This is a genomic window from Chelativorans petroleitrophicus, from assembly GCF_025398195.1.
GTDB lineage: Bacteria > Pseudomonadota > Alphaproteobacteria > Rhizobiales > Rhizobiaceae > Chelativorans > Chelativorans petroleitrophicus.
This window is the reverse complement of the sequence record NZ_JAODNV010000008.1, coordinates 1-22,088: the sequence shown is the minus strand read 5'-3', so window position 1 is coordinate 22,088 and position 22,088 is coordinate 1. Positions and strand designations below refer to the sequence as shown.

At 64.6% G+C, this 22,088-nt stretch carries 19 protein-coding genes and 1 pseudogene; 14 read left to right on the top strand and 6 right to left on the bottom strand.

Translation table 11 applies throughout. The features are described 5' to 3' along the window. Positions 1–50: 50 nt before the first annotated feature. On the bottom strand, positions 51–2,105 hold the full coding sequence (locus NYR54_RS07515; RefSeq protein ID WP_261514999.1) for a M3 family metallopeptidase: 2,055 nt from the start codon (positions 2,103–2,105) through the stop codon (positions 51–53). A gap of 188 nt (positions 2,106–2,293) precedes the next feature. Here NYR54_RS07515 and NYR54_RS07510 point away from each other — a divergent pair, with 188 nt between their 5' ends. Further along, complete coding sequence (locus NYR54_RS07510; RefSeq protein ID WP_423738587.1) at positions 2,294–3,538, top strand: S41 family peptidase; 1,245 nt, start codon at positions 2,294–2,296, stop codon at positions 3,536–3,538. A gap of 135 nt (positions 3,539–3,673) precedes the next feature. Further along, a complete protein-coding gene (gene ilvD, locus NYR54_RS07505; RefSeq protein ID WP_261514998.1) occupies positions 3,674–5,509 on the top strand; it encodes a dihydroxy-acid dehydratase in 1,836 nt (611 codons plus the stop codon). A gap of 126 nt (positions 5,510–5,635) precedes the next feature. On the opposite strand, the gene NYR54_RS07500 is transcribed toward ilvD, so the two are convergent. The 3 genes from NYR54_RS07500 to msrP form a co-directional block, all read right to left on the bottom strand. After that, complete coding sequence (locus tag NYR54_RS07500) at positions 5,636–6,472, bottom strand: amidohydrolase family protein (protein ID WP_261514997.1); 837 nt, start codon at positions 6,470–6,472, stop codon at positions 5,636–5,638. Between the two features lie 120 nt (positions 6,473–6,592). Further along, entirely contained in the window at positions 6,593–7,237 is a 645-nt protein-coding gene (gene msrQ, locus NYR54_RS07495; RefSeq protein ID WP_261514996.1) for a protein-methionine-sulfoxide reductase heme-binding subunit MsrQ, read from the bottom strand. Next, a complete protein-coding gene (gene msrP / locus NYR54_RS07490) occupies positions 7,237–8,178 on the bottom strand; it encodes a protein-methionine-sulfoxide reductase catalytic subunit MsrP (protein ID WP_261514995.1) in 942 nt (313 codons plus the stop codon). Before msrP ends, msrQ begins: the two co-directional genes overlap by 1 nt. A gap of 229 nt (positions 8,179–8,407) precedes the next feature. On the opposite strand from msrP, the gene chrA reads away from it, so the two are divergent. Continuing rightward, positions 8,408–9,628: a chromate efflux transporter gene (gene chrA / locus NYR54_RS07485; RefSeq protein ID WP_261514994.1), complete on the top strand. Its 1,221-nt coding sequence runs from the start codon at positions 8,408–8,410 to the stop codon at positions 9,626–9,628. 67 nt (positions 9,629–9,695) lie between these two features. On the opposite strand, the gene NYR54_RS07480 is transcribed toward chrA, so the two are convergent. Then, entirely contained in the window at positions 9,696–10,628 is a 933-nt protein-coding gene (locus tag NYR54_RS07480; protein ID WP_261514993.1) for a LysR family transcriptional regulator, read from the bottom strand. A gap of 135 nt (positions 10,629–10,763) precedes the next feature. Between NYR54_RS07480 and NYR54_RS07475 the strand changes: the two genes are divergently transcribed. The 11 genes from NYR54_RS07475 to NYR54_RS07425 all read left to right on the top strand — a co-directional run bounded on the left by NYR54_RS07475 (position 10,764) and on the right by NYR54_RS07425 (position 21,570). Then, entirely contained in the window at positions 10,764–11,063 is a 300-nt protein-coding gene (locus tag NYR54_RS07475) for a hypothetical protein (protein ID WP_261514992.1), read from the top strand. A gap of 296 nt (positions 11,064–11,359) precedes the next feature. Next, the gene (locus NYR54_RS07470) at positions 11,360–12,577 is read left to right on the top strand and encodes a Tm-1-like ATP-binding domain-containing protein (RefSeq protein WP_261514991.1); all 1,218 of its coding nucleotides are present in this window, start codon (positions 11,360–11,362) and stop codon (positions 12,575–12,577) included. Positions 12,578–12,742: 165 nt separating this feature from the next. Further along, positions 12,743–13,432: a TetR/AcrR family transcriptional regulator gene (locus tag NYR54_RS07465; RefSeq protein WP_261514990.1), complete on the top strand. Its 690-nt coding sequence runs from the start codon at positions 12,743–12,745 to the stop codon at positions 13,430–13,432. A 17-nt stretch (positions 13,433–13,449) separates the two neighbouring features. Next, positions 13,450–14,382, top strand: coding sequence for a TAXI family TRAP transporter solute-binding subunit (locus NYR54_RS07460; RefSeq protein ID WP_261514989.1), 933 nt, complete (start codon positions 13,450–13,452; stop codon positions 14,380–14,382). A gap of 20 nt (positions 14,383–14,402) precedes the next feature. After that, positions 14,403–16,346, top strand: coding sequence for a TRAP transporter permease (locus tag NYR54_RS07455; protein WP_261514987.1), 1,944 nt, complete (start codon positions 14,403–14,405; stop codon positions 16,344–16,346). Continuing rightward, positions 16,346–17,254 carry an amidohydrolase family protein gene (locus tag NYR54_RS07450; RefSeq protein WP_261514986.1) on the top strand — a complete coding sequence of 303 codons (909 nt, stop codon included), beginning with the start codon at positions 16,346–16,348 and terminating at the stop codon, positions 17,252–17,254. Before NYR54_RS07455 ends, NYR54_RS07450 begins: the two co-directional genes overlap by 1 nt. 2 nt (positions 17,255–17,256) lie before the next feature. Then, a complete protein-coding gene (locus tag NYR54_RS07445) occupies positions 17,257–18,219 on the top strand; it encodes a catechol 2,3-dioxygenase (RefSeq protein ID WP_261514985.1) in 963 nt (320 codons plus the stop codon). A gap of 3 nt (positions 18,220–18,222) precedes the next feature. After that, the gene (locus NYR54_RS07440) at positions 18,223–18,954 is read left to right on the top strand and encodes a PIG-L deacetylase family protein (RefSeq protein WP_261514984.1); all 732 of its coding nucleotides are present in this window, start codon (positions 18,223–18,225) and stop codon (positions 18,952–18,954) included. Further along, on the top strand, positions 18,954–19,625 hold the full coding sequence (locus NYR54_RS07435) for a 4-carboxy-4-hydroxy-2-oxoadipate aldolase/oxaloacetate decarboxylase (protein WP_261514983.1): 672 nt from the start codon (positions 18,954–18,956) through the stop codon (positions 19,623–19,625). The genes NYR54_RS07440 and NYR54_RS07435 overlap by 1 nt, the downstream gene beginning before the upstream one ends. Beyond that, positions 19,618–20,682 carry a 4-oxalomesaconate tautomerase gene (locus NYR54_RS07430; protein ID WP_261514982.1) on the top strand — a complete coding sequence of 355 codons (1,065 nt, stop codon included), beginning with the start codon at positions 19,618–19,620 and terminating at the stop codon, positions 20,680–20,682. The genes NYR54_RS07435 and NYR54_RS07430 overlap by 8 nt, the downstream gene beginning before the upstream one ends. A gap of 9 nt (positions 20,683–20,691) precedes the next feature. Then, positions 20,692–21,570, top strand: coding sequence for an NAD(P)-dependent oxidoreductase (locus NYR54_RS07425; protein WP_261514981.1), 879 nt, complete (start codon positions 20,692–20,694; stop codon positions 21,568–21,570). A gap of 115 nt (positions 21,571–21,685) precedes the next feature. On the opposite strand, the pseudogene NYR54_RS07420 reads toward NYR54_RS07425, so the two are convergent. Next, a pseudogene (locus NYR54_RS07420) lies at positions 21,686–22,088 on the bottom strand (hypothetical protein); the annotation flags it as partial.

Here is a 22,088-nt window from a genome sequence, read left to right as displayed (position 1 = left end):
TCATTATCGCCGGCCACGCTCGGGGCGAACGGTGTATCCTGAATCCGTTGCTACACAAGCCCCTTCTTCTGCATCATCGCATCCGGGCTTGGCAGCCGGCCGCGGAATGCCTTGTAAAGCTCCTCCGGATCCTCGCTGCCGCCCGCGGCATAGATGTGCCGGCGCAGGCGTTCCGCGATTTCAGGATTGAAGGGGTTGCCCGTCTCCTCGAAGGCCTGGAACGCATCGGCATCCAGCACCTCCGACCACATGTAGGAGTAATAGCCCGCTGAATAGCCGTCGCCCGAGAAGACATGCAGGAAGTGCGGCGTGCGGTGGCGCATGGGAATGGCGGCCGGCTTCTGAAGGTCGTTCAAGACCTCTTCTTCAAAGCCCAGAGGGTCCTCCGGCGCCTCAGCTCGGGCATGGAAAGCCATATCAACGAGGGCGGACGCGGTGAATTCTACGGTCGCAAATCCGGCGTTGAAGTTGCGTGCCGCCCGCATCTTTTCCACCAGCTCCGCCGGCATGGGCTCACGCGTCTCCACATGGCGGGCGTGCCGGGCCAGCACCTCCGGCACCGTGAACCAGTGCTCGAAGAGCTGCGAGGGCAGCTCCACGAAATCGCGCGCAACCGAGGTGCCTGAGATCGAGGGCCAGGTCACCTCGGAAAGAAGGCCGTGCAGCGCGTGGCCGAATTCATGGAAGAGCGTGCGCGCATCGTCCACCGAAAGAAGAGCAGGCTTGCCTTTCGGCGGCTTGGCGAAGTTCATCACGTTGTAGATGACGGGCTTCTTCCCGCCGCCAAGCCGATAGCCCGACTGCAGGGAGCTCATCCATGCGCCGGAACGCTTCGACGGCCGATTGAAGTAGTCGGCAAGGAAGAGGCCGCGCTCGCTGCCGTCCGCGTTCTTCACCACGAAGACGCGCACATCCTCGTGCCAGGCGGGAATGCCTGGCTTCTCTTCGAAGGTCAGGCCAAAGAGCCTGCCCGCCACGTCGAAAGCGGCGGCGATCACGTTCTCGAGCGAGAGATAAGGCTTCAACGTGCCCTCGTCGAAGGCAAAGCGCTCCGCCCGGAGCTTTTCTGCGTAATAGCGCCAGTCCCAGGCGGCGATCGGGTGGTTATGGCCTTCAGCGGCGGCAATCCGGCTCAGCTCCTTCTCGTCCTCCGCTGCCTTTTCGCGCGCCTTGTCCCACACGGGCTTCAGAAGCTGCATGACGGCATCCGGCGTCTTCGCCATGGTGTCGTCGAGTTTGTAGGCTGCGTAGTTCTCGTATCCGAGAAGCTTTGCTTTCTCCGCGCGCAGCGCCAGGGTGCGGCGCACGATTTCCGCGTTGTTCGTCTCGCCTTCATTGTCGCCCCGGCGCAGGAAGGCCTCCAGAACCGTCTCGCGCAGGTCGCGCCGTGAGCTGGTGGCGAGGAAGGGCTCTGCGATGGAGCGGGAAAGCGTGACGGCATACTGGCCCGGCTTGCCGCGCGACTCGGCGGCTTCCGCCATCGCGCTTTTCAGCGAGTCGGGAACGCCGTCGAGGTCCGATTCATTGAGAAAGAGCGCCCACTTGCTCTCGTCGGCAAGCACATTCTGGCCGAAGCGAGCGCCGAGCTCCGCAAGCTCTTCATTGATCTCCGCAAGCCGCTTTTTGCCCTGCTCGGTAAGCTTTGCGCCGCCGCGCACGAAGCGCTTCCATGTCTTTTCGAGAACCCGCGAGGCCTCCTTGTCGAGGTGGAGCTCTGCCCGCGCGCCGTAGAGCGCGTCGATACGCCGGAACAGGCGCTCGTTCATGAAGATGCGCGAATAGTGCCGCGCCATGCTGGGCGAGATTTCGCGCTCCAGCTTCTGGATCGTCTCGTTCGTATGCGCCCCCGCGCGGCACCAGAAGACGGCGGAAACGCGCGACAGCGCCTCGCCCGAAAGCTCCAGCGCAACAAGCGTGTTCTCCACCGTCGGCGGCTCCTCGCTGCTGGCGATCGCCTCGATCTCCGCCTCGTGCACGGCCAGAGCGGCGTCGAACGCTGGCGCGAAGTCCTCGTCCCTGATGCGGGCGAAATCCGGCAGGCCAAGCGGCCCGTTCCAGGCGGTCAGCGGATGGGAGGCGATATCGACGGACGTGCGTGCGGCCATGGAAACCTCGGTCGGGCAGGAAGCGATGCGGAAGAAAGTGCGTGTCCGATGTAGGCCCGCAGCGCATGCGGCGCAAGCGCATGGTGCTGTGTGTCGCAAATAGCGGACCCATCACGCAATGTTGCGTTGGGCGGTCTCACCGCAGCCCTAGTTTCAGGATACTACCGATCTGCCGGAGGAGATACGCCATGAAAGCCATGAGCCTTGCCCTGTTCTGGGTGCTCTTTTTCGTTGCGGGCGCCGCTGGCGCGGAGGAACCGCCGAAATCCGGCCATCCCGTATTCGACCGCGCCGTCGAACTCGTGATGGAGCATTTTTACGATGCCTCGGCGTTGGAGCGCTTCAGCGAAGCGGTGCGAGAGGAGGTCGACGATGCGGAAGAACCGCTGACGGCGGATAGCTCTGACGCTCGGCTCGATGCCGCCATCGACACCGTCCTCGCCAGCCTCAACGCTTCGCACACGGGCCGCTACAAGCCTGACACCATCGCCTATTACGAGCTCGCCGATATTTTCCGCTATGCCCTCCGCCATGACATGCGCCGCCTTTTCCCGCCGGACGGCGAGGCGAGCTATGAGGGTATCGGCATGGTGGCCGAAGAGGTGGACGGCAAGCTGTTTGTCAGCGACGTCTATGATGGCGCGCCGGCGGATCGTGCCGGGGTTCAGGTTGGCGATGAAATCCTTTCGGTGGACGGCGCGCCCTATCACGAGATAGAATCCTTCCGCAGCAAGGCAGGAAAGAAGGTCGAGCTTCGCCTGCGGCGCCAGGAGGGCGCCGAGCCGCTGACACGCTCAGTCGAGGTCGAGCGCCTGCGTCCCTTACAAACCTTTTCCCAAGCTATCGACAAGAGCGTGGAAGCGATTGAATATCGCGGCCATCGCATCGGCTATGTCCGTCTGTGGACGCTCTCGACCCGCGAAGGGATGGACATCGTTGCCCGGGCGCTTGCCGTCGGCCCCCTGAAGGACGCCTCGGGCGTCGTGGTTGACCTGCGCGGCCGCTGGGGCGGCGGGCAGGCAGATGCAGCCGAGCTCTTTGTCGGAGACACTGTGCCCTTTCGCCTGATTCAGCGCGATGGCGAGGAAATTCTCGCGAATGTGCGCTGGGATCGGCCGGTTGTCGCTATTATCGACGAGGGGTCCAGAAGCGGGCTGGAGGTTTTTGCCTACTCGCTGAGAGCGAACGGCATTCCGCTGATCGGCGCCCGCACGGCAGGCGCGCTGCTTGCCGGCCGTGCCTTTCTCCTGCCGGATGACAGCATCATGATCTTGGCGGTTTCCGACGCGGTACTTGAAGAGAACACCCGCCTGGAAGGTCGCGGTCTTCATCCGGATGTTCCGGTCCCCTATATGCTGCCCTATTCGGCCGGGAAGGACCCGCAGCGCGAAGCGGCGCTGGAAGCGATGCTGCGTATTCTGTCGGGCGACTGAAATACGGGCTCAGAGCATGCCGTTAGCGGTCGCGCGCAGGATTGGCGTTCGCACCCGCATTGTGCTAGCGAAGGTCGTATGAGACCTGCGACTGGCAGGAGCTCGCCGCAATCGAGATAAGGATTTCCGTCTACGATGCCACCCTATCGTTCCCGCACGACCACCCACGGCAGAAACATGGCCGGTGCGCGCGGCCTATGGCGCGCCACCGGCATGAAGGATTCCGACTTCGGCAAGCCGATTATCGCCGTGGTAAATTCCTTCACTCAGTTCGTGCCGGGTCACGTGCATCTCAAGGATCTCGGCCAGCTTGTCGCGCGCGAAATCGAGGCGGCGGGCGGCGTGGCCAAGGAGTTCAACACCATCGCGGTGGACGATGGTATCGCCATGGGCCACGATGGGATGCTCTATTCTCTTCCCTCGCGGGAGCTGATCGCCGATTCCGTCGAATATATGGTGAACGCCCATTGCGCCGACGCGATGGTCTGCATCTCCAACTGCGACAAGATCACGCCCGGCATGCTGATGGCGGCGATGCGGCTCAACATCCCCACCGTCTTCGTCTCCGGCGGGCCTATGGAAGCCGGAAAGGTGGTGCTTTCGGGCAAGACCCATGCGCTTGATCTTGTCGATGCCATGGTAGCGGCCGCCGATGACAACGTCTCCGATGAAGACGTGCAGGTGATCGAACGCTCCGCCTGTCCCACCTGCGGTTCGTGCTCCGGCATGTTCACCGCCAACTCCATGAACTGCCTGACCGAGGCGCTTGGCCTTTCGCTGCCCGGCAATGGCTCGACCCTTGCCACGCATGCGGACCGCAAGCGGCTTTTCGTGGAGGCCGGTCATCTCATCGTGGATCTCGCCCAGCGCTACTACGAGCAGGACGACGAAAGCGTTCTGCCGCGCTCGATTGCCACGAAGAAGGCGTTCGAAAATGCCATGACGCTCGACATCGCCATGGGCGGCTCCACCAACACGGTTCTGCACATTCTGGCTGCGGCGCACGAGGCCGAGGTGGACTTCACCATGGACGACATCGACCGCCTGTCGCGGCGCGTTCCCGTCCTCTGCAAGGTGGCGCCGGCAAAGGCAGACGTGCACATGGAGGATGTGCACCGCGCAGGCGGCATCTTCGCCATTCTCGGCGAGCTCGACCGGGGAGGGCTCCTCCATCGCGATGTGCCCACGGTGCACACCGCAACCCTGGGCGAGGCGATCGAACGCTGGGACGTCCGCCGCACCACGGGCGAGAAGGTGCACGAATTCTTCCGCGCCGCTCCCGGCGGCGTGCCGACGCAAGAAGCTTTCAGTCAGGACCGGCGCTGGAAGGAACTCGATCTCGACCGCGAGAACGGCGCGATCCGCGATATCGAGCATCCCTTCTCCAGGGATGGCGGCCTGGCAGTGCTCAAGGGCAACCTCGCGGAAGACGGCTGTATAGTGAAGACGGCCGGCGTGGACGAGTCGATCCTGAAATTCTCAGGTCCCGCGCGCGTCTTCGAGAGCCAGGATGCGGCCGTGAAGGGCATCCTGGGCAACGAGGTGAAGCCGGGCGATGTGGTCCTCATCCGCTATGAGGGGCCGCGCGGCGGGCCCGGCATGCAGGAAATGCTCTATCCCACGAGCTATTTGAAGTCGAAGGGGCTGGGCAAGGTCTGCGCGCTGGTGACCGACGGGCGCTTCTCCGGCGGCTCGTCCGGGCTTTCCATCGGCCATGTGTCTCCTGAGGCGGCCGAAGGCGGCACGATCGGGTTGGTGCGCGAAGGCGACATCATCGAGATCGACATACCCAACCGCTCGATCCGGCTCGCGGTGGACGATGCCGAACTTGCCCGCCGCCGCGCGGAGCAGGATGCGCTGGGCTGGAAGCCCGCAGCGCCCCGCAAGCGTCGCGTGACGGCCGCGCTCAGGGCGTATGCCGCCATGGCGACGAGTGCCGCGCAGGGCGCCGTGCGCCACGTGCCGGATTAAGCTGCAAGGTTAAACCGCTTCACTCTGATAAAGGCTTCACGTGCCGGTCCCTGCTTTTGGCAGGGGGCGGCACAGTGACAGAGAGCCGTCGTGCCAGGGTAGCACTGCCTCAAGAAGGGGACACGCCTACAGCCGCCAGATTCGTCGCGCGTTTTGCGACAGGAGCTTCCGGCGCTCTTCCTCGCTGGCTCCGGCAATGAGCGCGTGGGTGGCGGCAACCCATGTGGACAGGCTGCCTCCCTGCGTGCAGACCGGCCAATCACTGCCCCAGACCACGCGGTCCCAGTCGAAGACTTCGATCGTGTGTTCCACCCACGGCCGCAGCGTCTCGACGGTCCACGTCTCCGGATCGGCATAGGCGATCACGCCGGATATCTTGCCCGCAACGTTCGGCCTTCTGGCAATCTCGCTCATCAACTCGCGCCAGGGGTGCATCTCTTCCGACTTGATGTCGGGCACGCCGCAATGGTCAAGTATGAACTGCACGTCGGGCGCAAGGTCCACCAGCGCGATGGTCTGCGGAAGCTGCCGCGGCAGCACGCACAGATCGAAGGTCAGGCCCGTGCCGGAAAGGCGTCTGATGTTCTCCCGGAAAAGCGGCCGCTCCGACAGGTCATCCGGCATCACGTGCAGAACCCGGCGAAAACCGCGGATGAGCGGATTGTCCCTGTGGCGCTCCAGATAGGCGGGAAAGGTCTCGTCTTCGGGGCGGCAGGCGGCGATCGCACCCACGATCAGGCTTCCGGGCTGATCGACGAGCCGGGCCACATTCTCAGTCTCCGCCTCCATGTCGCTGGCGGCGACATCCACCTCCATGTGCAGCGTGGCCTCTATCCCCACGCGCTTCGCCTCCCGCGCATAGGTCTCGTAGGAAAAGTTCCGGTTGAGTGCAGGTGTCCCGGAAAGCCAAGGATAGGCCAGCACCGACTGGTCGATGACATGAAGATGGGTGTCGACGATCATTGCAGTCCTCCACATGCCGCATCATCCTGTCACGGATAAATCCATCGCTCAAACGGGATTTGGCGGCCGGAAGGTGCAGGCTCTCCATTGGCGCAGTGCGACTGAGTGGACCCGGGATTCTCAGGCGGAAGCCGCCCGCGGTCGCCGTCTGCGCAGCTTCTTCAGAAACCGGTAGCCGAGAAGCCCGGCGATAATCGCGGCGTAGATCAGCGGCTCCAGCGGCCAGGACTTCACGACGAGAACGAAATGCAGGGCCGCTGCCGCTGCGGCCAGATACACCCAGCGGTGAAGCCTGCTCCATGCCTTCCCGAGGCGACGGATCGCCCGGTCCGTGGAGGTGAGCGCCAGCGGGATGAGGATCGCGAAGGCCAGCATGCCGAAGGTGATGTAGGGCCGCTTGACGATGTCGGCGCCGATGGCTGCGAAATCGAGGCGGTAGTCCAGAAGCAAATAGGCCGAAAGGTGCATGAGCGCGTAGTAGAAGGTCAGAAGCCCGAGCGCGCGCCGGTAGCGCAGCAGGTTGATGCCGAAGAGGTCGCGCAGCGGCGTGACCGTCAGCGTGGCGATGAGGAACCGCAGGGTCCAGATGCCGAGTTCCTGCTCGAGGGTGCGGATCGGGTTTGCGCCCAGCTGGTTGGTAAAACCCAGAAAGAGGATCCAGGCAGCCGGGATGACGCCCACGAGATAGACAAGCCCGCGCGGCGGACGCCACGGGGCGCCAGTGGATGTTTTCGGCCTCGTCCGGGCGGGTGCGGTGAAGGACATCAATAATACTTGCGAAGGTCCATGCCGGAATAGAGGTGCGCCACCTGGTCGGCATAGCCGTTGAACATCAAGGTCGGCTTGCGGCTCGCAAACAGGCCTTGGCCGATCGGCAGCTCCGTCGCCTGGCTCCAGCGCGGATGGTCGACCTCCGGATTGACGTTCGAATAGAAGCCGTATTCGCGCGGATTCTGCAGGTTCCAAGAGGTCGGCGGCTGCTCTTCCGTGAGCGTGATCTTGACTACCGACTTGATGCTCTTGAAGCCGTATTTCCAGGGCACCACGAGGCGGATGGGCGCGCCGTTCTGGTTGGGTAGCGTTTCGCCGTAAAGCCCGACGGCGAGTATGGTGAGCGGATGCATGGCCTCGTCAAGCCTAAGGCCCTCCACATAGGGCCATTCGAGGACGGGGAAGAAGGCATCCTGCTGCGGCATCTCCTCCGGCCTCAGCAGGGTCTCGAAGGCGACGAACTTGGCGCTGCCGAGCGGCTCGACCCGGTTCAGCAGCTTCGAAAGTGGAAAGCCCACCCAGGGGATGACCATCGACCAGCCTTCGACGCAGCGCATCCGGTAGATGCGGTCCTCCAGCGTCATGGACGTCATAAGTTCGTCGACATCGAACGTGACCGGGCGCGAGACGAGCCCGCCCACCTCCACCGTCCACGGCCGGGTGGTGAGCCTGCCGGCGTTTCTTGCCGGGTCCTCCTTGCCGACGCCGAACTCGTAGAAATTGTTGTAGCTCGTGATGTAATCGAGCGCAGTCGGTTCCTCCTCGGTCGAGAACTCGCTGGGAACCGTCTTGAGTCGCGCAGCCTGTGCCGGGCGCGGCAGGGCCGGCGCGATGCCTGCGGCAAGCGCCGAAAGCATCAGTTGCCTGCGGTTGAGATAAACCTCGCGCGGCGTGATCTCCGAGGGGCGAATGGAGGCTGCATGGGTGATCGGCATCGATTAATCCTCATGCGATGCAGGCTGAACTGGCCGCATGGTAATGCAGCGTGCGTTCCCGGAAACTCATTTCTGCACACATTATTGTGTTCGTCTGCGGGAAGCATATACGGCCCGCTCGTGTACTCAGCGGCCCCGGCTGCCGGACAAAATGTGGGTTCGCCGATTGATTTGAATTCGCGTGCGCCGTATCGGCGGGCGAACGAGGCACAACAGCAGGCACGGGCGCATGAACGACATGGAGGCGGGCAACGGCCGGTGCGGCAAGCCCGCAGGCAGCGCGACCGAAGTCTTCACCGCTTTCCTGAAGCTGGGTGCGAGCTCTTTCGGCGGCCCGATTGCGCATCTGGGCTATTTTCACGATGAGTTCGTCACCCGACGCCGGTGGCTCGGCGAGAAGGAATTTGCCGATCTCGTCGCGCTCGCCCAGTTCCTGCCTGGCCCCGCTTCGAGCCAGGTCGGCTTCGCGCTCGGCCTCTTCCGGGCCGGTGCAGCTGGCGCGGCGGCGGCGTGGACGGCGTTCACCTTGCCATCCGCGATCCTGCTCATGCTTTTCGCATATGGCGCCAGCGGTCTCGCGGGACCCGCCGGCTCCGGCATTCTCCACGGTCTCAAGATCGTCGCCGTCGCCATCGTCGCCCAGGCCGTGTGGAGCATGGCGAAGAGCCTTTGCCCCGACAGAGAACGCGCAAGCATTGCGCTAGGCGCCGTTCTCCTCGCCGTCTTCGTATCGGGTTCTCTTGGCCAGATACTCGCGATCCTGATGGGCGGGCTTGCAGGGCTTTGGCTGTGCAGGGCGCAAGGGGAAGCCGTCTCCGGGCATCTTGCCTTTCCTGTCTCACCCGTTGCGGGCCTTATGGCGCTTTTTCTGTTTTTCCTCGTCCTGTTTGGATCGCCGGTTCTGGCGGCGGCAACCGGTACGCAGGCGTTGGCCGTTTTCGACGCCTTCTACCGGGCCGGGGCGCTTGTGTTCGGCGGAGGCCACGTGGTTCTGCCGCTTCTTGAAGCGGAGATCGTCCACACAGGATGGGTGCCGGCCGACAGCTTCCTTGCGGGCTACGGCGCAGCCCAGGCAGTGCCGGGACCGCTCTTCACATTTGCCGCCTATCTCGGGGCGGTCATGGAGCCCGGCTTGGAAGGTCTCGCGTGGGCGGCCCTCGCGCTCGTGGCCATATTCCTCCCGGGCCTCCTGCTGCTCGTGGGCGTCATTCCCTTCTGGGATCGGTTCAGAACCTGGCCGGCGGCGCAGGCGGCGATACGCGGCACCAATGCTGCCGTCGTAGGAATTCTGGGCGCAGCCCTCTACCAGCCCGTTTGGGTAAGCGCGATCACCAGTCCGCGAGCGTTTGTGCTCGCGCTTGCCTGTTTCGTGTTTCTGATGGTGTGGAAATGTCCGCCCTGGCTGGTGGTGGCCGTCTCGGCCGCGGGTGGCGTCCTCATCGGCTTATGAGCCGTAGCGACTTCTTCCGGATACATGCCGGCGGGAGGCGCCAGGCGGCGCATCCCGCTCAGCCGATTCAGGCCGCGCGTACGGCCGTGTCCGCCGACCAGGCCTCCTGCTCCAGCAATCGGTCGATCAGCCATCGCCCGCCCGGGCCGGGCGGATCATCGGTCCGATAGGTCACATGGAGCGGATATTCGGCGCCGCGAAAATCCGGTAGGTCGAGTATCCTCAGGCGGCCGTGCTGAATATCCTCGCGCACCATGGGCTCGGGCATGCCGCTCCAGCCCACGCCGGCAAGCAGCAGCGCTCGCAGGGTCGCCAGATCGCCCACCCGCCACACGGATGCCGCGACCACGAAACAGGGGCGCTTGGTAGTGGGGATGGCCTCTTCGCTGTGGGCCAGAAGAAGCTGCAGATGCTCGCGTGCGGCGCCGGGCCTGACCCGACCGGCCGTCACCAGCGGATGGCTGGGTGCCGCGACGGGAATGACCGGAACGCCTGAGATTTGGATCGCGGTGAGCCCGTCACCACCGGTGTGCATCGAACCGCCCACGCCGATATTCGCTTCGCCGCTGCGCACGGCCTGTTCCACGCCGCCCTTTATGGTGGTCTGAAGCCGCACCGGTACGTTCGGGCACTGCGCATGAAGAGCCGCGAGAAGCGAGACGAGACGCTCGTGCGGGAACATCTGATCGACGGCCAGCGAGATTTCTGACTCGAAGCCGTCATGAAGCGCCTTGACCCGCGCCCGCAGCATCTCCGCGCCGTGCATGACGGAGCGTGCCTCGGCCACCACGGCCTGGCCGGCAGGCGTCAGTTTGGGTTTGCGCGTGCCGCCTCTTTCGAAGAGGGGAAGCCCAAGCTGGTTTTCAAGCGCATCGATGGCATAGCTGATTGCGGAGGTGGCCCGGTTCAACCGCCGTCCCGCTGCGGCGAAGCTGCCAGTATCCGCTACCGTTAGAAGGACCCGGAGCTGGTCCAGGCTCAATCCTGGAGCGATCGTCATTTCAGATTTCCTGAACAACAAGATCAAAATTATCGCTGTTTTTTTATCACGCACCCATTCCCACGTAAAGCGGGCGCTGAGGGGCCCATAAGCGGCCCCCTCAGAGAGACCAATATCCTTCCCAAGGAGATGACCATGTACCGTAAGACAGTTTTTGCAACCCTCGGTCTTGTCCTTCTAGCCGGTCCGGCGCTCGCCAAGGACGATCTGCCGCCCGAGCTGCGCCGGCAGGTGGACCCCATTACCACGGCCACTGTGTCTGCTCCGGCTCCGGCTCGCCTTTCCGGCAAGGTGTTCGTCCATCCGAGCGTGGACCAGGATCAGCTCCCGGTCGAGCTGTCGCAGGATGACAACATCCAGGCGACTGCCTCTGCCTCGGCCGAAGCTCCGGCTCAGCTGAGGGGCAAGGTGTTCGTCTACCCGAACCTGGACTAGGACGGACTTCCCATTGAGCTGCCGCCTGAGAACGGTCAGGCGGCTCTCGTCTCCGCCCCGCCAATCTCCAGGGGCAAGCCATTCGCAGAATGGACTTTCGTGCGCGGCCGGGCACCGCAGGAATGGCGGTATCCGGCCTGCACGATAACCATCGCTAATCTTGCAACCGGATTGGCGGTCTACCAGCAAGGCGTGCGCGGCTCTCCAGCCGTCGCGCCTTTTTCTTTGCTCCTCGCCCTCCTGCAGTTATCCTTCGTCCGTTTCATCGGGCGCACAGCAAGGGAGGGAGGAGGCCGATGAAGAAGCTCTATGTCGTCGGCACGATGGACACCAAGGGCGAGGAGCTGCGCTACGCGAAAGCGATGGCGGCAGCCGCCGGTGTCGAGGTTTGTCTTGTTGATGTCGGCACGCAGCAATCCACCACGGATGCGGATATTCCGGCAAGCGCCGTCGCCGCTCATCATCCCGGCGGGGCCGATGCCGTGCTTTCCCTGAAGGACAGGGGCAGGGCGGTCTCGGCCATGGCGGAGGCTCTCGGCAACTTCCTGCTTTCCCGCGATGACGTTGGCGGCGTCCTGGGGCTTGGCGGCAGCGGAAACACCGCTCTTGTGACGGAAGCGATGCGCCGGCTGCCGGTGGGCGTGCCCAAGCTCATGCTGTCCACCGTCGCTTCCGGCAACACGGCGCCCTATGTCGGCCCGAGCGACATCGCCATGATGTATTCGGTCGTGGACATCGCCGGCCTGAATGCGATTTCGCGCCAGGTCATTGCGAACGCGGCCCACGCCGCCGCGGGCATGGTGCTCAACGCCGTTTCCACCTCGCAGGAAAGCCGGCCCGCGCTGGGCGTGACAATGTTCGGCGTTACGACCCCCTGCGTAACGCAGGTGCGCACCGCGCTCGAACCCGATTACGACGTCGTTGTTTTCCACGCCACTGGCACTGGCGGGCAGTCTATGGAAAAGCTTACGGATTCAGGCTTCTTCAGGGGCGTCCTCGATCTCACCACTACCGAAGTGGCCGATCTTCTCGTCGGCGGCGTTCTTCCAGCCACGGAAGACCGCTTCGGCAGCATCATCCGCACGAAAGTTCCTTATATCGGCTCCGTGGGCGCTGTCGATATGGTGAATTTTGGGGCGCGCGAGACCGTGCCGGAACGATTCAGGACGCGAAACCTCCACATGCACAACGCGCAGGTGACGCTGATGCGCACGACGGCGGAGGAAAATGCCGCCATCGGCGCCTTCATCGTCGAGCGGCTCAACCGAATGGAAGGGCCGGTCCGTTTCCTTCTGCCGCTCGACGGTGTATCGGCCATCGACATGCCCGGGCAGCCCTTCCACGACCCGGAAGCCGACCGGGCGCTGTTCGATGCCATTCGCCGGGGCTGGGTGGAGGCGGAAAACCGCCGCCTTATAGAGGTCGACGCCAACATCAACGACCCCGCCTTTGCCGCGGCTGTGGTCGCCAACTTTCGGGAAATCATGGCTGCTGCGCCGGCGCATCCGGTCTGAGCACCCCGCCTTTTTGCCTCCCTCGCTTTAGCTGACGGAGCTCGACTGCTCGCCGGCTATCCGGATTTATCATGTGGGTAATTCTCTTGTACATTTGTACAAGAGATATGGACAAGTGAGAATGACGGCGCTAACGAGTCCTCCCGTCAGGATGAAATGTCACCGATGCCGAAAGCGCCGGCTGCAGCCGACCCCAGATCCGCAATCCTTGAAGCTGCCGAAAACCTCTTTTCGCAGCGCGGCTTCGGTGCGGTGTCGCTGCGCGAGATCGCGCGCGAGGCGAAGGTGAATGTCGGCAGCGTCACCTACCATTTCCACGACAAGAGCGGCATTCTGGAAGCGATCTACACGCGCCACACGCGCCCGATGAACGCGCGCCGGCTGGAGCTCATCGGCGAGGCGAAGCGGATCGAGGATCCCGACGAGCGCCTGACGGCCATTTTGCGGGCCTATCTCCTGCCGGCCTTTTCCTCCTCGGACGATCTTGCCGGGGGCGGCGCGCGCTTCACGCGCATGCGCGCCATTCTGTCGGCTGAAGGCAACCCGCAGGCGCGCGAAATCATCGCCAGGTCGTTCGACAAGACCACGCGCGCCTTCATCGATGCGATTGCCGAATGCCTGCCGGGCGCCAACCGCAACGACATCGTCTGGCGCAGTCAGTTCCTGCTCGGCGCGCTCTACTATACCCTCATCAATCCGCAGCGCATCGACCGCCTGTCGGACGGGGCGGTGGACGGCAGCGACCAGGAGGAGGCGATCAGGCAGATCGTTGCCTCGGCCTTTGCAAGTCTACGGGCGCTCGCCAGGCCCGAGGCGTGCTCAGCGCCGCAACTGGCGCAAACTGAACAGCAATGAACCGGGAGGTTTGGACCATGAAGTTAGGGCGGAATCTTAAGATGCTCGCGGTGGCAACCGCGCTGCTTGCCATGCCGGCAAGCGCCGAGGAGCGCATCTCGATCGGCACCGGCGGCACCGGCGGCCTTTTCTACGTGATCGGCGCCGGCATGGCCGACATCATCAACAAGTACATGGAAGACGCCACGGCGCGCGCCGAGGTGACGGGCGCTTCGGTCGAAAACATCCGCCGCGTTGCCGCCGGCCAGATGACCTTCGGCTTCTCCTCTTCCTCGACGCTCTATGAAGCGAAGAACGGGGAGGGACCCTTCGATGGCGATCCGCAGGCGGTTGCGGCGATGGCCTATCTCTATCCAGCGGTGCTGCAGTTCGCCACCATTGCCGATACGGGCATCAAGGGCTTCGAGGACCTGGCGGGCAAGCGGGTCAATCTCGGACCTCCCGGAAGCAACTCGGCTGTGCTCGCGCAGCGCCTGCTCGAGGCCTACGGCGTTTTCGATCCCGGCAACGCCCAGTTCCTGTCCTACACCGAGGGCACCAACGCGCTGATGAACGGCACGGTGGACGCCACAGTGGTACTGGCGGGCGCGCCGACGGCGGCCTTGATCGATCTCGACGCGCAGCGCGACATGGTCCTGCTCTCGCTCGATGAGGAGAAGGTCGGCGGACTGTTCGAGGATTACCCCTTCTATCAGCCATACGAGATTCCGGCTGGAACCTATCCCGACCAGACGGAAGCGGTAATCGTTGTTAACGACCCCGCGACCCTGTTCGTGAAGGAAGACGCGGATCCCGGACTGATCGAGGCGATCACTAGGACGCTCTTCGAGCATTTGGACGAACTGGGGGAAATCCATCCCCAGGCCAAGGCCATTTCGCTTGAGACGGCCACCCGGACGCCGATCGATCTGCATCCGGGCGCTAAGAGCTACTTCGACAGCGCACAATAGGATCCCACAGGGGAAACAGCATGCTCTCCTTCATCGACGAGGTGAGATTGGACCATCAGGCGCCTCGGAGCGAACGCGAGACGGCGATAGTCTCGCTGGCCTTCACCATCCTTGCGGTGGCGGTTACCGCCTTGGTGGTCTACGGCGCGTATTTCGGCCTGATCACGGCTCTGATCCTGCGTTCCATATTCTTCTCCCTCGTTTCGTCGGCAGGGCTGCTGTTTGTCGGCCTGAAGGCCCGTAACAGTTGGGTCCGGTACCTGTGCTACGCGCTTGCAGCTGTCGCGCTGGTGCCGGGCTTCCATCTCTGGTCGACCTACTTCGACATCATCATGCGGGGCGCGATGGCGACCCCGCCTGATCTATGGATCTTCGTCGGTCTGATGGCGGCACTGCTCGTGCTCGTGCGCATGGCCGTGGGCTGGGCGCTGGTGGTGCTGGTGGCGGTGGCGCTGGCATATGCCTGGTTCGGCTATCTCATTCCCGGGCAGTACGGCCATGGGGGTTATGGCATAAGGCGCCTTGCCTCGATGCTGATGCTTTCGACGGAAGGCGTCTACGGCCTGCCGATGGGCGTTGCGGTCGAATACATCTTCCTTTTCGCACTGCTCGGCACACTGCTGATGAAGGTCGGCACGGGCGAGGTGTTCGTCGATATCGCGCGCGGCCTGACCGGCCGCATGCAGGGCGGGCCGGGCCTGTCTGCCGCCTTGTCGAGCACCATGCTCGGCACCATTAATGGCAGCGCCGTCGCCAATGTGGTGACCACCGGCACCTTCACCATTCCCTTGATGAAGCGCGTCGGCTACTCGGCCACGCTTGCCGGCGCCATCGAGGCGGCTGCGTCGTCGGCGGGCCAGATCCTGCCGCCGGTGATGGGTGCCGCCGCCTTCCTGATGGCGGAGATCATCGGCGTTCCCTATTCGCATATCGCCTTCGCTGCGATCCTTCCGGCCGCGCTCTACTGCATCGCGCTCCTCGTCGCCGTGCGGCTCGAGGCCGGCCGTCTCGGACTCGAGCGCGACATGGAGGGCGGCCTTGCGCTTCTGCGCGAGACGCTGCTCAGACGCGGCTATCTTCTCCTGCCCCTGTTTGCGCTGGTGGGCTTCCTCATCGCTGGCTACACGCCGACGCGGGCGGCGGTGATGTGCCTGGTGATGGCGCTCATCATCTCGCCCTGGCGCGCCGAAACGCGCGTCGGCCCGATCGGCCTGGCGCAGGTCTGCCGCGACACGCTGATTTCATCCATACCCATCGTGGCTGCGGTCGCTGCCGCGGGCGCGGTGATCGGGGTTCTCAATCTCACCGGACTTGGCCTCATGCTGTCCGGCCTCATTGTCGATCTCGGTGGCGACAGCATCTGGACCATCCTGATTCTGACGGCGCTGGTGTCCTTCGTGCTCGGCATGGGGCTGCCCACCTCGGCCGCCTACCTGCTGCTTGCCGTTCTGGTTGCGCCGGCTCTGACCCGGCTCGGCGTGCCGGCCATCGTGGCGCATATGTTCATCTTCTATTACGGGCTGGTCTCCGCGATCACGCCGCCCGTGGCGCTCGCGGCCTATGCCGCCGCCAGCATCTCCGGCGGTGATGCCAACAAGACGGCCTTCGAGGCGGTCCGGCTCGGCTTCGTGAAGCTGCTGGTGCCGTTCCTGTTTGCGACCATGCCGGGCCTGCTGATGATCGGTTCGAGCTTCGAGATCACGCTTTCAGCGCTGCTCGCCACGATCGGCATTGTCGGCCTTACGATCGCATTCGCCGGCTGGCTGGTGCGGCCGCTGGGAGCGGGCGAACGCCTGGTGATGACCGTCACCTCGCTGATGGTGCTGTGGCCGACCGCCGTCACGGCCACCGATCCGGTCACGCTCTTCATGCGGCTGGCCGGCATCGCGGGGCTCGCATTCGTGATCTATCGCGCTTCCACCTCAACGCTTCAGACACTCAGCGTCAACAGCAAGGCATCGTAATGACCGGCCAGAACCTTCCGTATCATCCCTCGCCCAGCAAGCCGAAGATCGCACTGCCGCCCGGTGCCTGCGATGCGCACTGCCACGTCTTCGGGCCGGCCGACAGATTTCCCTTCGCGCCGGAGCGCACCTACACGCCGGTTGATGCGACCAAGGAGACGCTGTTCGCGCTTCACCGCCTGCTCGGTATCGAAAGGGCGGTGCTGGTGCAGGCAAGCTGTCACGGCACCGACAACAGCGCCATGCTCGATGCCATCGCCGCTTCGGATGGGCGCTATCGCGGCATTGCCATGGTGAGGGGCGATGTTACCGACGATGAGCTCGCAAGGCTGCATGAGGGCGGAGTGCGCGGTGTGCGCTTTAACTTCGTCTCCCATCTCGGCAAGGATGCCGATCTTGCCGTGGTGCGCCGGGTGATCGAGAAGATCGTGCCGCTTGGATGGCACGCGGTGATCTATTTCGACTCCGACAGGCTGGAGATGCTGGCGCCGGTGCTGAAATCCTTGCCCCTGAAGCTCGTCATCGATCATATGGGACGGGTCGATGCCAGCAAGGGCCTCGACCAGCCGGCGTTCCGCATGCTTGTCGATCTCATGGAGGACGAGCGCTTCTGGATCAAGGTAAGCGGCTGCGAACGCATCACGCGCGCGGGGCCGCCCTATGCCGATGCCGTGCCGTTCGCGCGCCGCCTGGTCGAGCTTTTCCCGGATCGGGTCCTCTGGGGCACCGACTGGCCGCATCCCAACATCAAGAAGGACATGCCCGATGACGGCGCGCTGGTTGATCTGCTTGAAGAAATCGTGCCGGATGAGGAACATCTGAGGCGCTTGCTGGTCGACAATCCGGCCCGTCTGTATTGGCCCGAACAGGCCGCGGAGGCGGAAAGAGCGACGGGGACAAGGGGATGAATATGGAAGAGCCCTGCTTCGATGTGGCCCATCTCGGCCATGTGGAGGTTTTAACCAACAAACCCGAGGAAAGCCTCGACTTTTTCGTCAATGTCTATGGCCTGACGGAGAGCGGGCGGGAAGGGGACAGCGTCTATCTTCGCGCCTGGGACGACTACGAGTTCCACACGCTGAAGCTGACGGCCTCGAAGACCACGGGCATGGGCCATTGCGGCTACCGCACCTCCTCGGAGGCTGCCCTTCACCGCCGGGTGAAGGTCATTGAGGCGATGGGGCTCGGCATCGGCTGGACGGATGGCGACAGGGGCCACGGGCCCAGCTATCGCTTCCACAGCCCGGACGGCCACGTCTTCGAACTCTATTGGGAGACCAACAAATATGTCGCGCCCGAGGGCGAGAAGCCGGCGCTGAAAAACATCGCCCAGCGCTACCACGGCCGCGGGGCTGCGCCGCGGCGCCTCGACCATTTCAACCTCCTGGCCTCCGACGTTTCCAAGATGCGGGACTTCATGGTCGAGGCTCTGGGCAGCCGCGTGACCGAACTGATCCAGCTCGACAACGGTCGCATCGCCGGCTGCTGGTTCACGGTCAACAACAAGGGCTACGACATGGCCTGCACGGAGGACCACTCCGGCGCCCGCGGCCGCTTTCACCATATCACCTACGCCGCCGACCACCGCGACGACATCCTGCGCGCCGCCGACATCTTTCTGGAGAACGGGGTCTTCATCGAGACCGGGCCGCACAAGCATGCCATTCAGGGCACCTTCTTCCTCTATGTCTACGAGCCGGCCGGCAACCGGGTCGAGATAGCCAACGCCGGCGCCCGACTGATCCTGGACCCCGACTGGAAGCCGGTGGTCTGGACGGAGGCGGAGCGCAAGAAGGGCCAGGCCTGGGGCCTGAAGACCATCGAGAGTTTCCATACCCATGGCACACCGCCGGTAGAGCAAGTGGAGAAATAATCCATGTCGAACAAGACCGCTTTGGTCATCAGCGCGCATTCGGCCGATTTCGTCTGGCGCTGCGGCGGCGCAATCGCGCTGCATGCGGAAAAGGGCTACGACGTCACGGTCGTCTGTCTCTCCTATGGCGAGCGCGGCGAGAGCGCCAAGCTGTGGAAGGAGGAAGGCGCCACGCTCGAAAAGGTGAAGACCGCACGGCGCAAGGAGGCGGAGGGCGCGGCGAAGGCGCTCGACGTCCACAACATCGAGTTCTTCGATCTGGGCGACTATCCGCTGGAGATGGACCGGGAGGCGAAGTTCCGTCTGGTGGACGTGATCCGCAAGGTCCAGCCCGCCTTCATGCTCTCCCACTCCTTCGACGACCCCTACAACACCGACCATCCCTATGCCACGAAAATGGCTCTCGAATGCCGGATGGTGGCGCAGGCCTGGGGGCACAATCCCGGAGAAAAGGTGCTTGGCGCGCCGCAGCTTTACCTCTTCGAGCCGCATCAGACAGAGCAGTGCGGCTGGAAACCGGACACGATCCTGGACATCACGCCGGTGTGGGAGAAGAAGAAGGCGGCCATCGAGTGCATGGAAGGCCAGCAGCATCTGTGGAAGTATTACACCAATGTCGCGGAAAACCGCGCCAACCAGTTCCGGCGCAATTCCGGCGGCCAGGCGGGCGGGCGCGAGGCGAAATATGCCGAGGCCTTCCAGTCGGTCTTCCCGAGAACCGTGGATGAGCTGTGATGGGTATCGTCGTTCAGAATATCGAGCGGCCGGAACGCGCGCTGGTTGACGGGCTTGGCGAATGCGGCGTGGCGACGGTGCACGAAGCACAGGGGCGCACCGGGCTGATGCGGCCCTACATGCGGCCAATCTATGCCGGCGCGCGGATCGCGGGCCCCGCCGTTACCGTCTCCATCCCCCCGGGCGACAACTGGATGATCCATGTGGCGGTGGAACAGTGCCGGGAGGGGGACATTCTCGTTGTGGCGCCCACCAGCCCGTGCGAGGACGGCTATTTCGGCGAACTGCTCGCCCGCTCGCTGATGGCGCGGGGGGTGCGCGGCCTCGTCATCGAGGCGGGCGTGCGGGATGTGCGCGACCTGACCGAGATCGGCTTTCCCGTCTGGTCGAAGTGCGTTTCCGCCCAGGGGACCGTCAAGGAGACGCTGGGCTCGGTCAATGTGCCGATCGTCTGCGCTGGCGCTCATGTAAATCCTGGCGATGTGATCGTTGCGGATGACGATGGCGTGTGCGTCGTGCCCCGGGAAAGGGCGGCCGAGGCCCTGGAGAAGGCGCGCGCCCGCGAGGCCAAGGAAGCCGAGACGCGCAAGCGCCTGATGGCGGGCGAGCTTGGCCTCGATATCTACGGCATGCGCGACAAGCTGAAGGCGAAGGGCCTGAAATATGTCTGAGACGGCGCGTGGCGTGCGCTGCATGTGGATGCGCGGCGGCACGTCCAAGGGCGGTTACTTCCTTGCCGAGGATCTTCCAGCGGACACGGCGGCGCGCGACGCCTTCCTGCTGCGCGTCATGGGTTCGCCCGACCCGCGCCAGATCGACGGCATGGGCGGGGCCGACCCGCTCACCTCGAAGGTGGCCGTGGTGCGACGCTCCGAACGCCCGGGAACGGATGTCGACTATCTCTTCCTGCAGGTCTTCGTGGACCGGCCGATCGTGACCGATCAGCAGAACTGCGGCAACATCCTTGCGGGCGTGGCGCCCTTCGCCATCGAGCGCGGACTGGTCGAGGCGCGGGACGGCGAGACCGAAGTGCGCATCTTCATGGAAAATACCGGACAGGTGGCCGTCGCGACGGTGAAGACACCCGGCGGCAGAGTTACCTATGAAGGTGACGCGCGGATCGACGGCGTGCCGGGCACGGCCTCGCCCGTTCCCATCGCGTTCGAGGATACGGCAGGCTCGTCCTGCGGCGCGCTGCTGCCGACCGGAAACGTGGTGGACATCATCGAAGGCGTCGAGGCGACGCTGATCGACAACGGCATGCCCTGCATCGTCATGCGCGCGGCCGATCTCGGCATTTCCGGCGAGGAGACGCCCGCGGAACTGGAGGCGAACGCCGCCCTGCGCGAGCGGCTGGAGGCCATCCGCCTCAAGGCCGGCCCCATGATGAATCTCGGGGACGTGGCAGAGAAGTCCGTGCCCAAGATGACCATGGTTTCGCCGCCAAGGCATGGCGGGGCGATCTCCACCCGCACCTTCATTCCGCACCGCTGCCATTCCTCGATCGGCGTTCTGGGGGCGGTGAGCGTTGCCACGGCCTGCCTGCTGGGTCGCGGCCCGGCGGCCGAGCTTGCCGTGGCGGGAAGCGGCCGGCAGCGGACGCTCTCCATAGAGCATCCGACCGGCGAGATGACCGTCATCGCCACGGTGGGCGCCGACGGCACGGTCGAGCGCGCGGCGATCCTGCGCACCGCGCGCAAGCTTTTCGACGGGCTCGTTTTCGCGTGAGGACCGGTCATGCACATCGCCTTCATCGGGTTTGGTGAAGCCGCACGCGCCTTTTGCGACACCCTGCGCGCGCATGATGGCGCTCTGGAATTTTCCGCCTACGACATATTGCTCGACCGGGAGGGTAGGGACGGCGCCTGCGCCCAGGCGATGCGCGAGCGGTCCGTCCGTCTTTGCGCGGCACCGAGGGAGGCGGCCGCTCAGGCCGACTGGATCATCAGCGCGGTGACGGCGGACCAGAGCCTTGCGGCGGCGGAAGCCGTGTCGCCTCATGTGAAGCCCGGCCAGCTCTTCTTCGACATCAATTCCGTGTCGCCGGAGCGGAAGCGCGAGACGGCCAAGCTGCTCAACCGAAACGGCGCGCTCTATGTGGACATGGCCGTGATGGCGCCCGTCCATCCGCGTGGGCACCGCACGCCGGTGCTCGTGGCCGGAGCGCTGAGCGAGGCGCATCGCGAGAGGCTGCGCGCCCTCGAATTCGATTTCGATGTCGTGGGCGAAGAGGCGGGCGCGGCGACGGCCGTCAAGATGGTGCGCAGCCTGTTCGTCAAGGGGCTTGAGGCGATCTCCGTCGAAGCGGTGCTTGCGGCCGCGGCCTCGGGATGCCTCGACCGCGTGATTTCCTCGCTGTCGCGGTCCTATCCCGGCCTCAACATATCTCAGCTTGCCCTCTACAACATGGAACGCATGCTGAAGCATGGAGCGCGGCGGGCGGCCGAAATGCGCGAGAGCGCGGCCACGCTCGATCAGCTTGGCCTTGCGGGTGATCTCGGCCGCGCGATCGCCGCCGTGCATGAGCGCATGGGCGCGGTTCCCGATGACGGCAGTGACCTCGGCACCCTGGAGGCGGCGGCACGCAGGATCCTGGACCTGCGGCGGAAAGGCTGAGGCCGCGGCGAAGTGTCTGAAAGTTCAAGAGGGGGATGATCGCGGCCCAGCGCCAGCGCCGGGGTGTCCGCAGCGGCGCCTGTAAAACGGTTTCGTAAGGGGCGGATCGTACCCGTCATGAGGTGTCGGGGCTTTCGAGCGCGGCGAGCGCCAGCGCATGGGCGTGCGCCAGAATCTCGTCCACCTCGCGGATTTTTCGGAAAGGCCTTTTCCCTTCAGGGGCGTCGAAGCGGGAGAGACGCCCGCCCGGCGGTTGGCCGGGCCTCAGCGGCGAGACGCGGCGGGTGAGCCGCGCATCGCGGCGCGCCTTCCAGCGGGCAAAGCGGCGGGCCTGCCCCGGCAGATCGTCGAGCGCGGCGGCAAGGGCGGCGAGGCGCTGGTTGAGGCGCACCGCGCTGACGGGATCGCCGGGCGAGGGCGGGGAGGGAAGGCGATAGGGCTCGATGATCCCCGGCAGCATGATGCGCGGCGCGGCATGGGCAGGCACGGTGCGGGAACGCGGCCCTCGGTCAGGCTTG

Excerpts from the sequence above, each read along its gene's own strand:
- NYR54_RS07515 (WP_261514999.1), bottom strand. The coding sequence starts at position 2,105 with ATGGCCGCACGCACGTCCGTCGATATCGCCTCCCATCCGCTGACCGCC.
- NYR54_RS07510 (WP_423738587.1), top strand. The coding sequence starts at position 2,294 with ATGAAAGCCATGAGCCTTGCCCTGTTCTGGGTGCTCTTTTTCGTTGCG.
- ilvD (WP_261514998.1), top strand. The coding sequence starts at position 3,674 with ATGCCACCCTATCGTTCCCGCACGACCACCCACGGCAGAAACATGGCC.
- NYR54_RS07500 (WP_261514997.1), bottom strand. The coding sequence starts at position 6,472 with ATGATCGTCGACACCCATCTTCATGTCATCGACCAGTCGGTGCTGGCC.
- msrQ (WP_261514996.1), bottom strand. The coding sequence starts at position 7,237 with ATGTCCTTCACCGCACCCGCCCGGACGAGGCCGAAAACATCCACTGGC.
- msrP (WP_261514995.1), bottom strand. The coding sequence starts at position 8,178 with ATGCCGATCACCCATGCAGCCTCCATTCGCCCCTCGGAGATCACGCCG.
- chrA (WP_261514994.1), top strand. The coding sequence starts at position 8,408 with ATGAACGACATGGAGGCGGGCAACGGCCGGTGCGGCAAGCCCGCAGGC.
- NYR54_RS07480 (WP_261514993.1), bottom strand. The coding sequence starts at position 10,628 with ATGACGATCGCTCCAGGATTGAGCCTGGACCAGCTCCGGGTCCTTCTA.
- NYR54_RS07475 (WP_261514992.1), top strand. The coding sequence starts at position 10,764 with ATGTACCGTAAGACAGTTTTTGCAACCCTCGGTCTTGTCCTTCTAGCC.
- NYR54_RS07470 (WP_261514991.1), top strand. The coding sequence starts at position 11,360 with ATGAAGAAGCTCTATGTCGTCGGCACGATGGACACCAAGGGCGAGGAG.
- NYR54_RS07465 (WP_261514990.1), top strand. The coding sequence starts at position 12,743 with ATGCCGAAAGCGCCGGCTGCAGCCGACCCCAGATCCGCAATCCTTGAA.
- NYR54_RS07460 (WP_261514989.1), top strand. The coding sequence starts at position 13,450 with ATGAAGTTAGGGCGGAATCTTAAGATGCTCGCGGTGGCAACCGCGCTG.
- NYR54_RS07455 (WP_261514987.1), top strand. The coding sequence starts at position 14,403 with ATGCTCTCCTTCATCGACGAGGTGAGATTGGACCATCAGGCGCCTCGG.
- NYR54_RS07450 (WP_261514986.1), top strand. The coding sequence starts at position 16,346 with ATGACCGGCCAGAACCTTCCGTATCATCCCTCGCCCAGCAAGCCGAAG.
- NYR54_RS07445 (WP_261514985.1), top strand. The coding sequence starts at position 17,257 with ATGGAAGAGCCCTGCTTCGATGTGGCCCATCTCGGCCATGTGGAGGTT.
- NYR54_RS07440 (WP_261514984.1), top strand. The coding sequence starts at position 18,223 with ATGTCGAACAAGACCGCTTTGGTCATCAGCGCGCATTCGGCCGATTTC.
- NYR54_RS07435 (WP_261514983.1), top strand. The coding sequence starts at position 18,954 with ATGGGTATCGTCGTTCAGAATATCGAGCGGCCGGAACGCGCGCTGGTT.
- NYR54_RS07430 (WP_261514982.1), top strand. The coding sequence starts at position 19,618 with ATGTCTGAGACGGCGCGTGGCGTGCGCTGCATGTGGATGCGCGGCGGC.
- NYR54_RS07425 (WP_261514981.1), top strand. The coding sequence starts at position 20,692 with ATGCACATCGCCTTCATCGGGTTTGGTGAAGCCGCACGCGCCTTTTGC.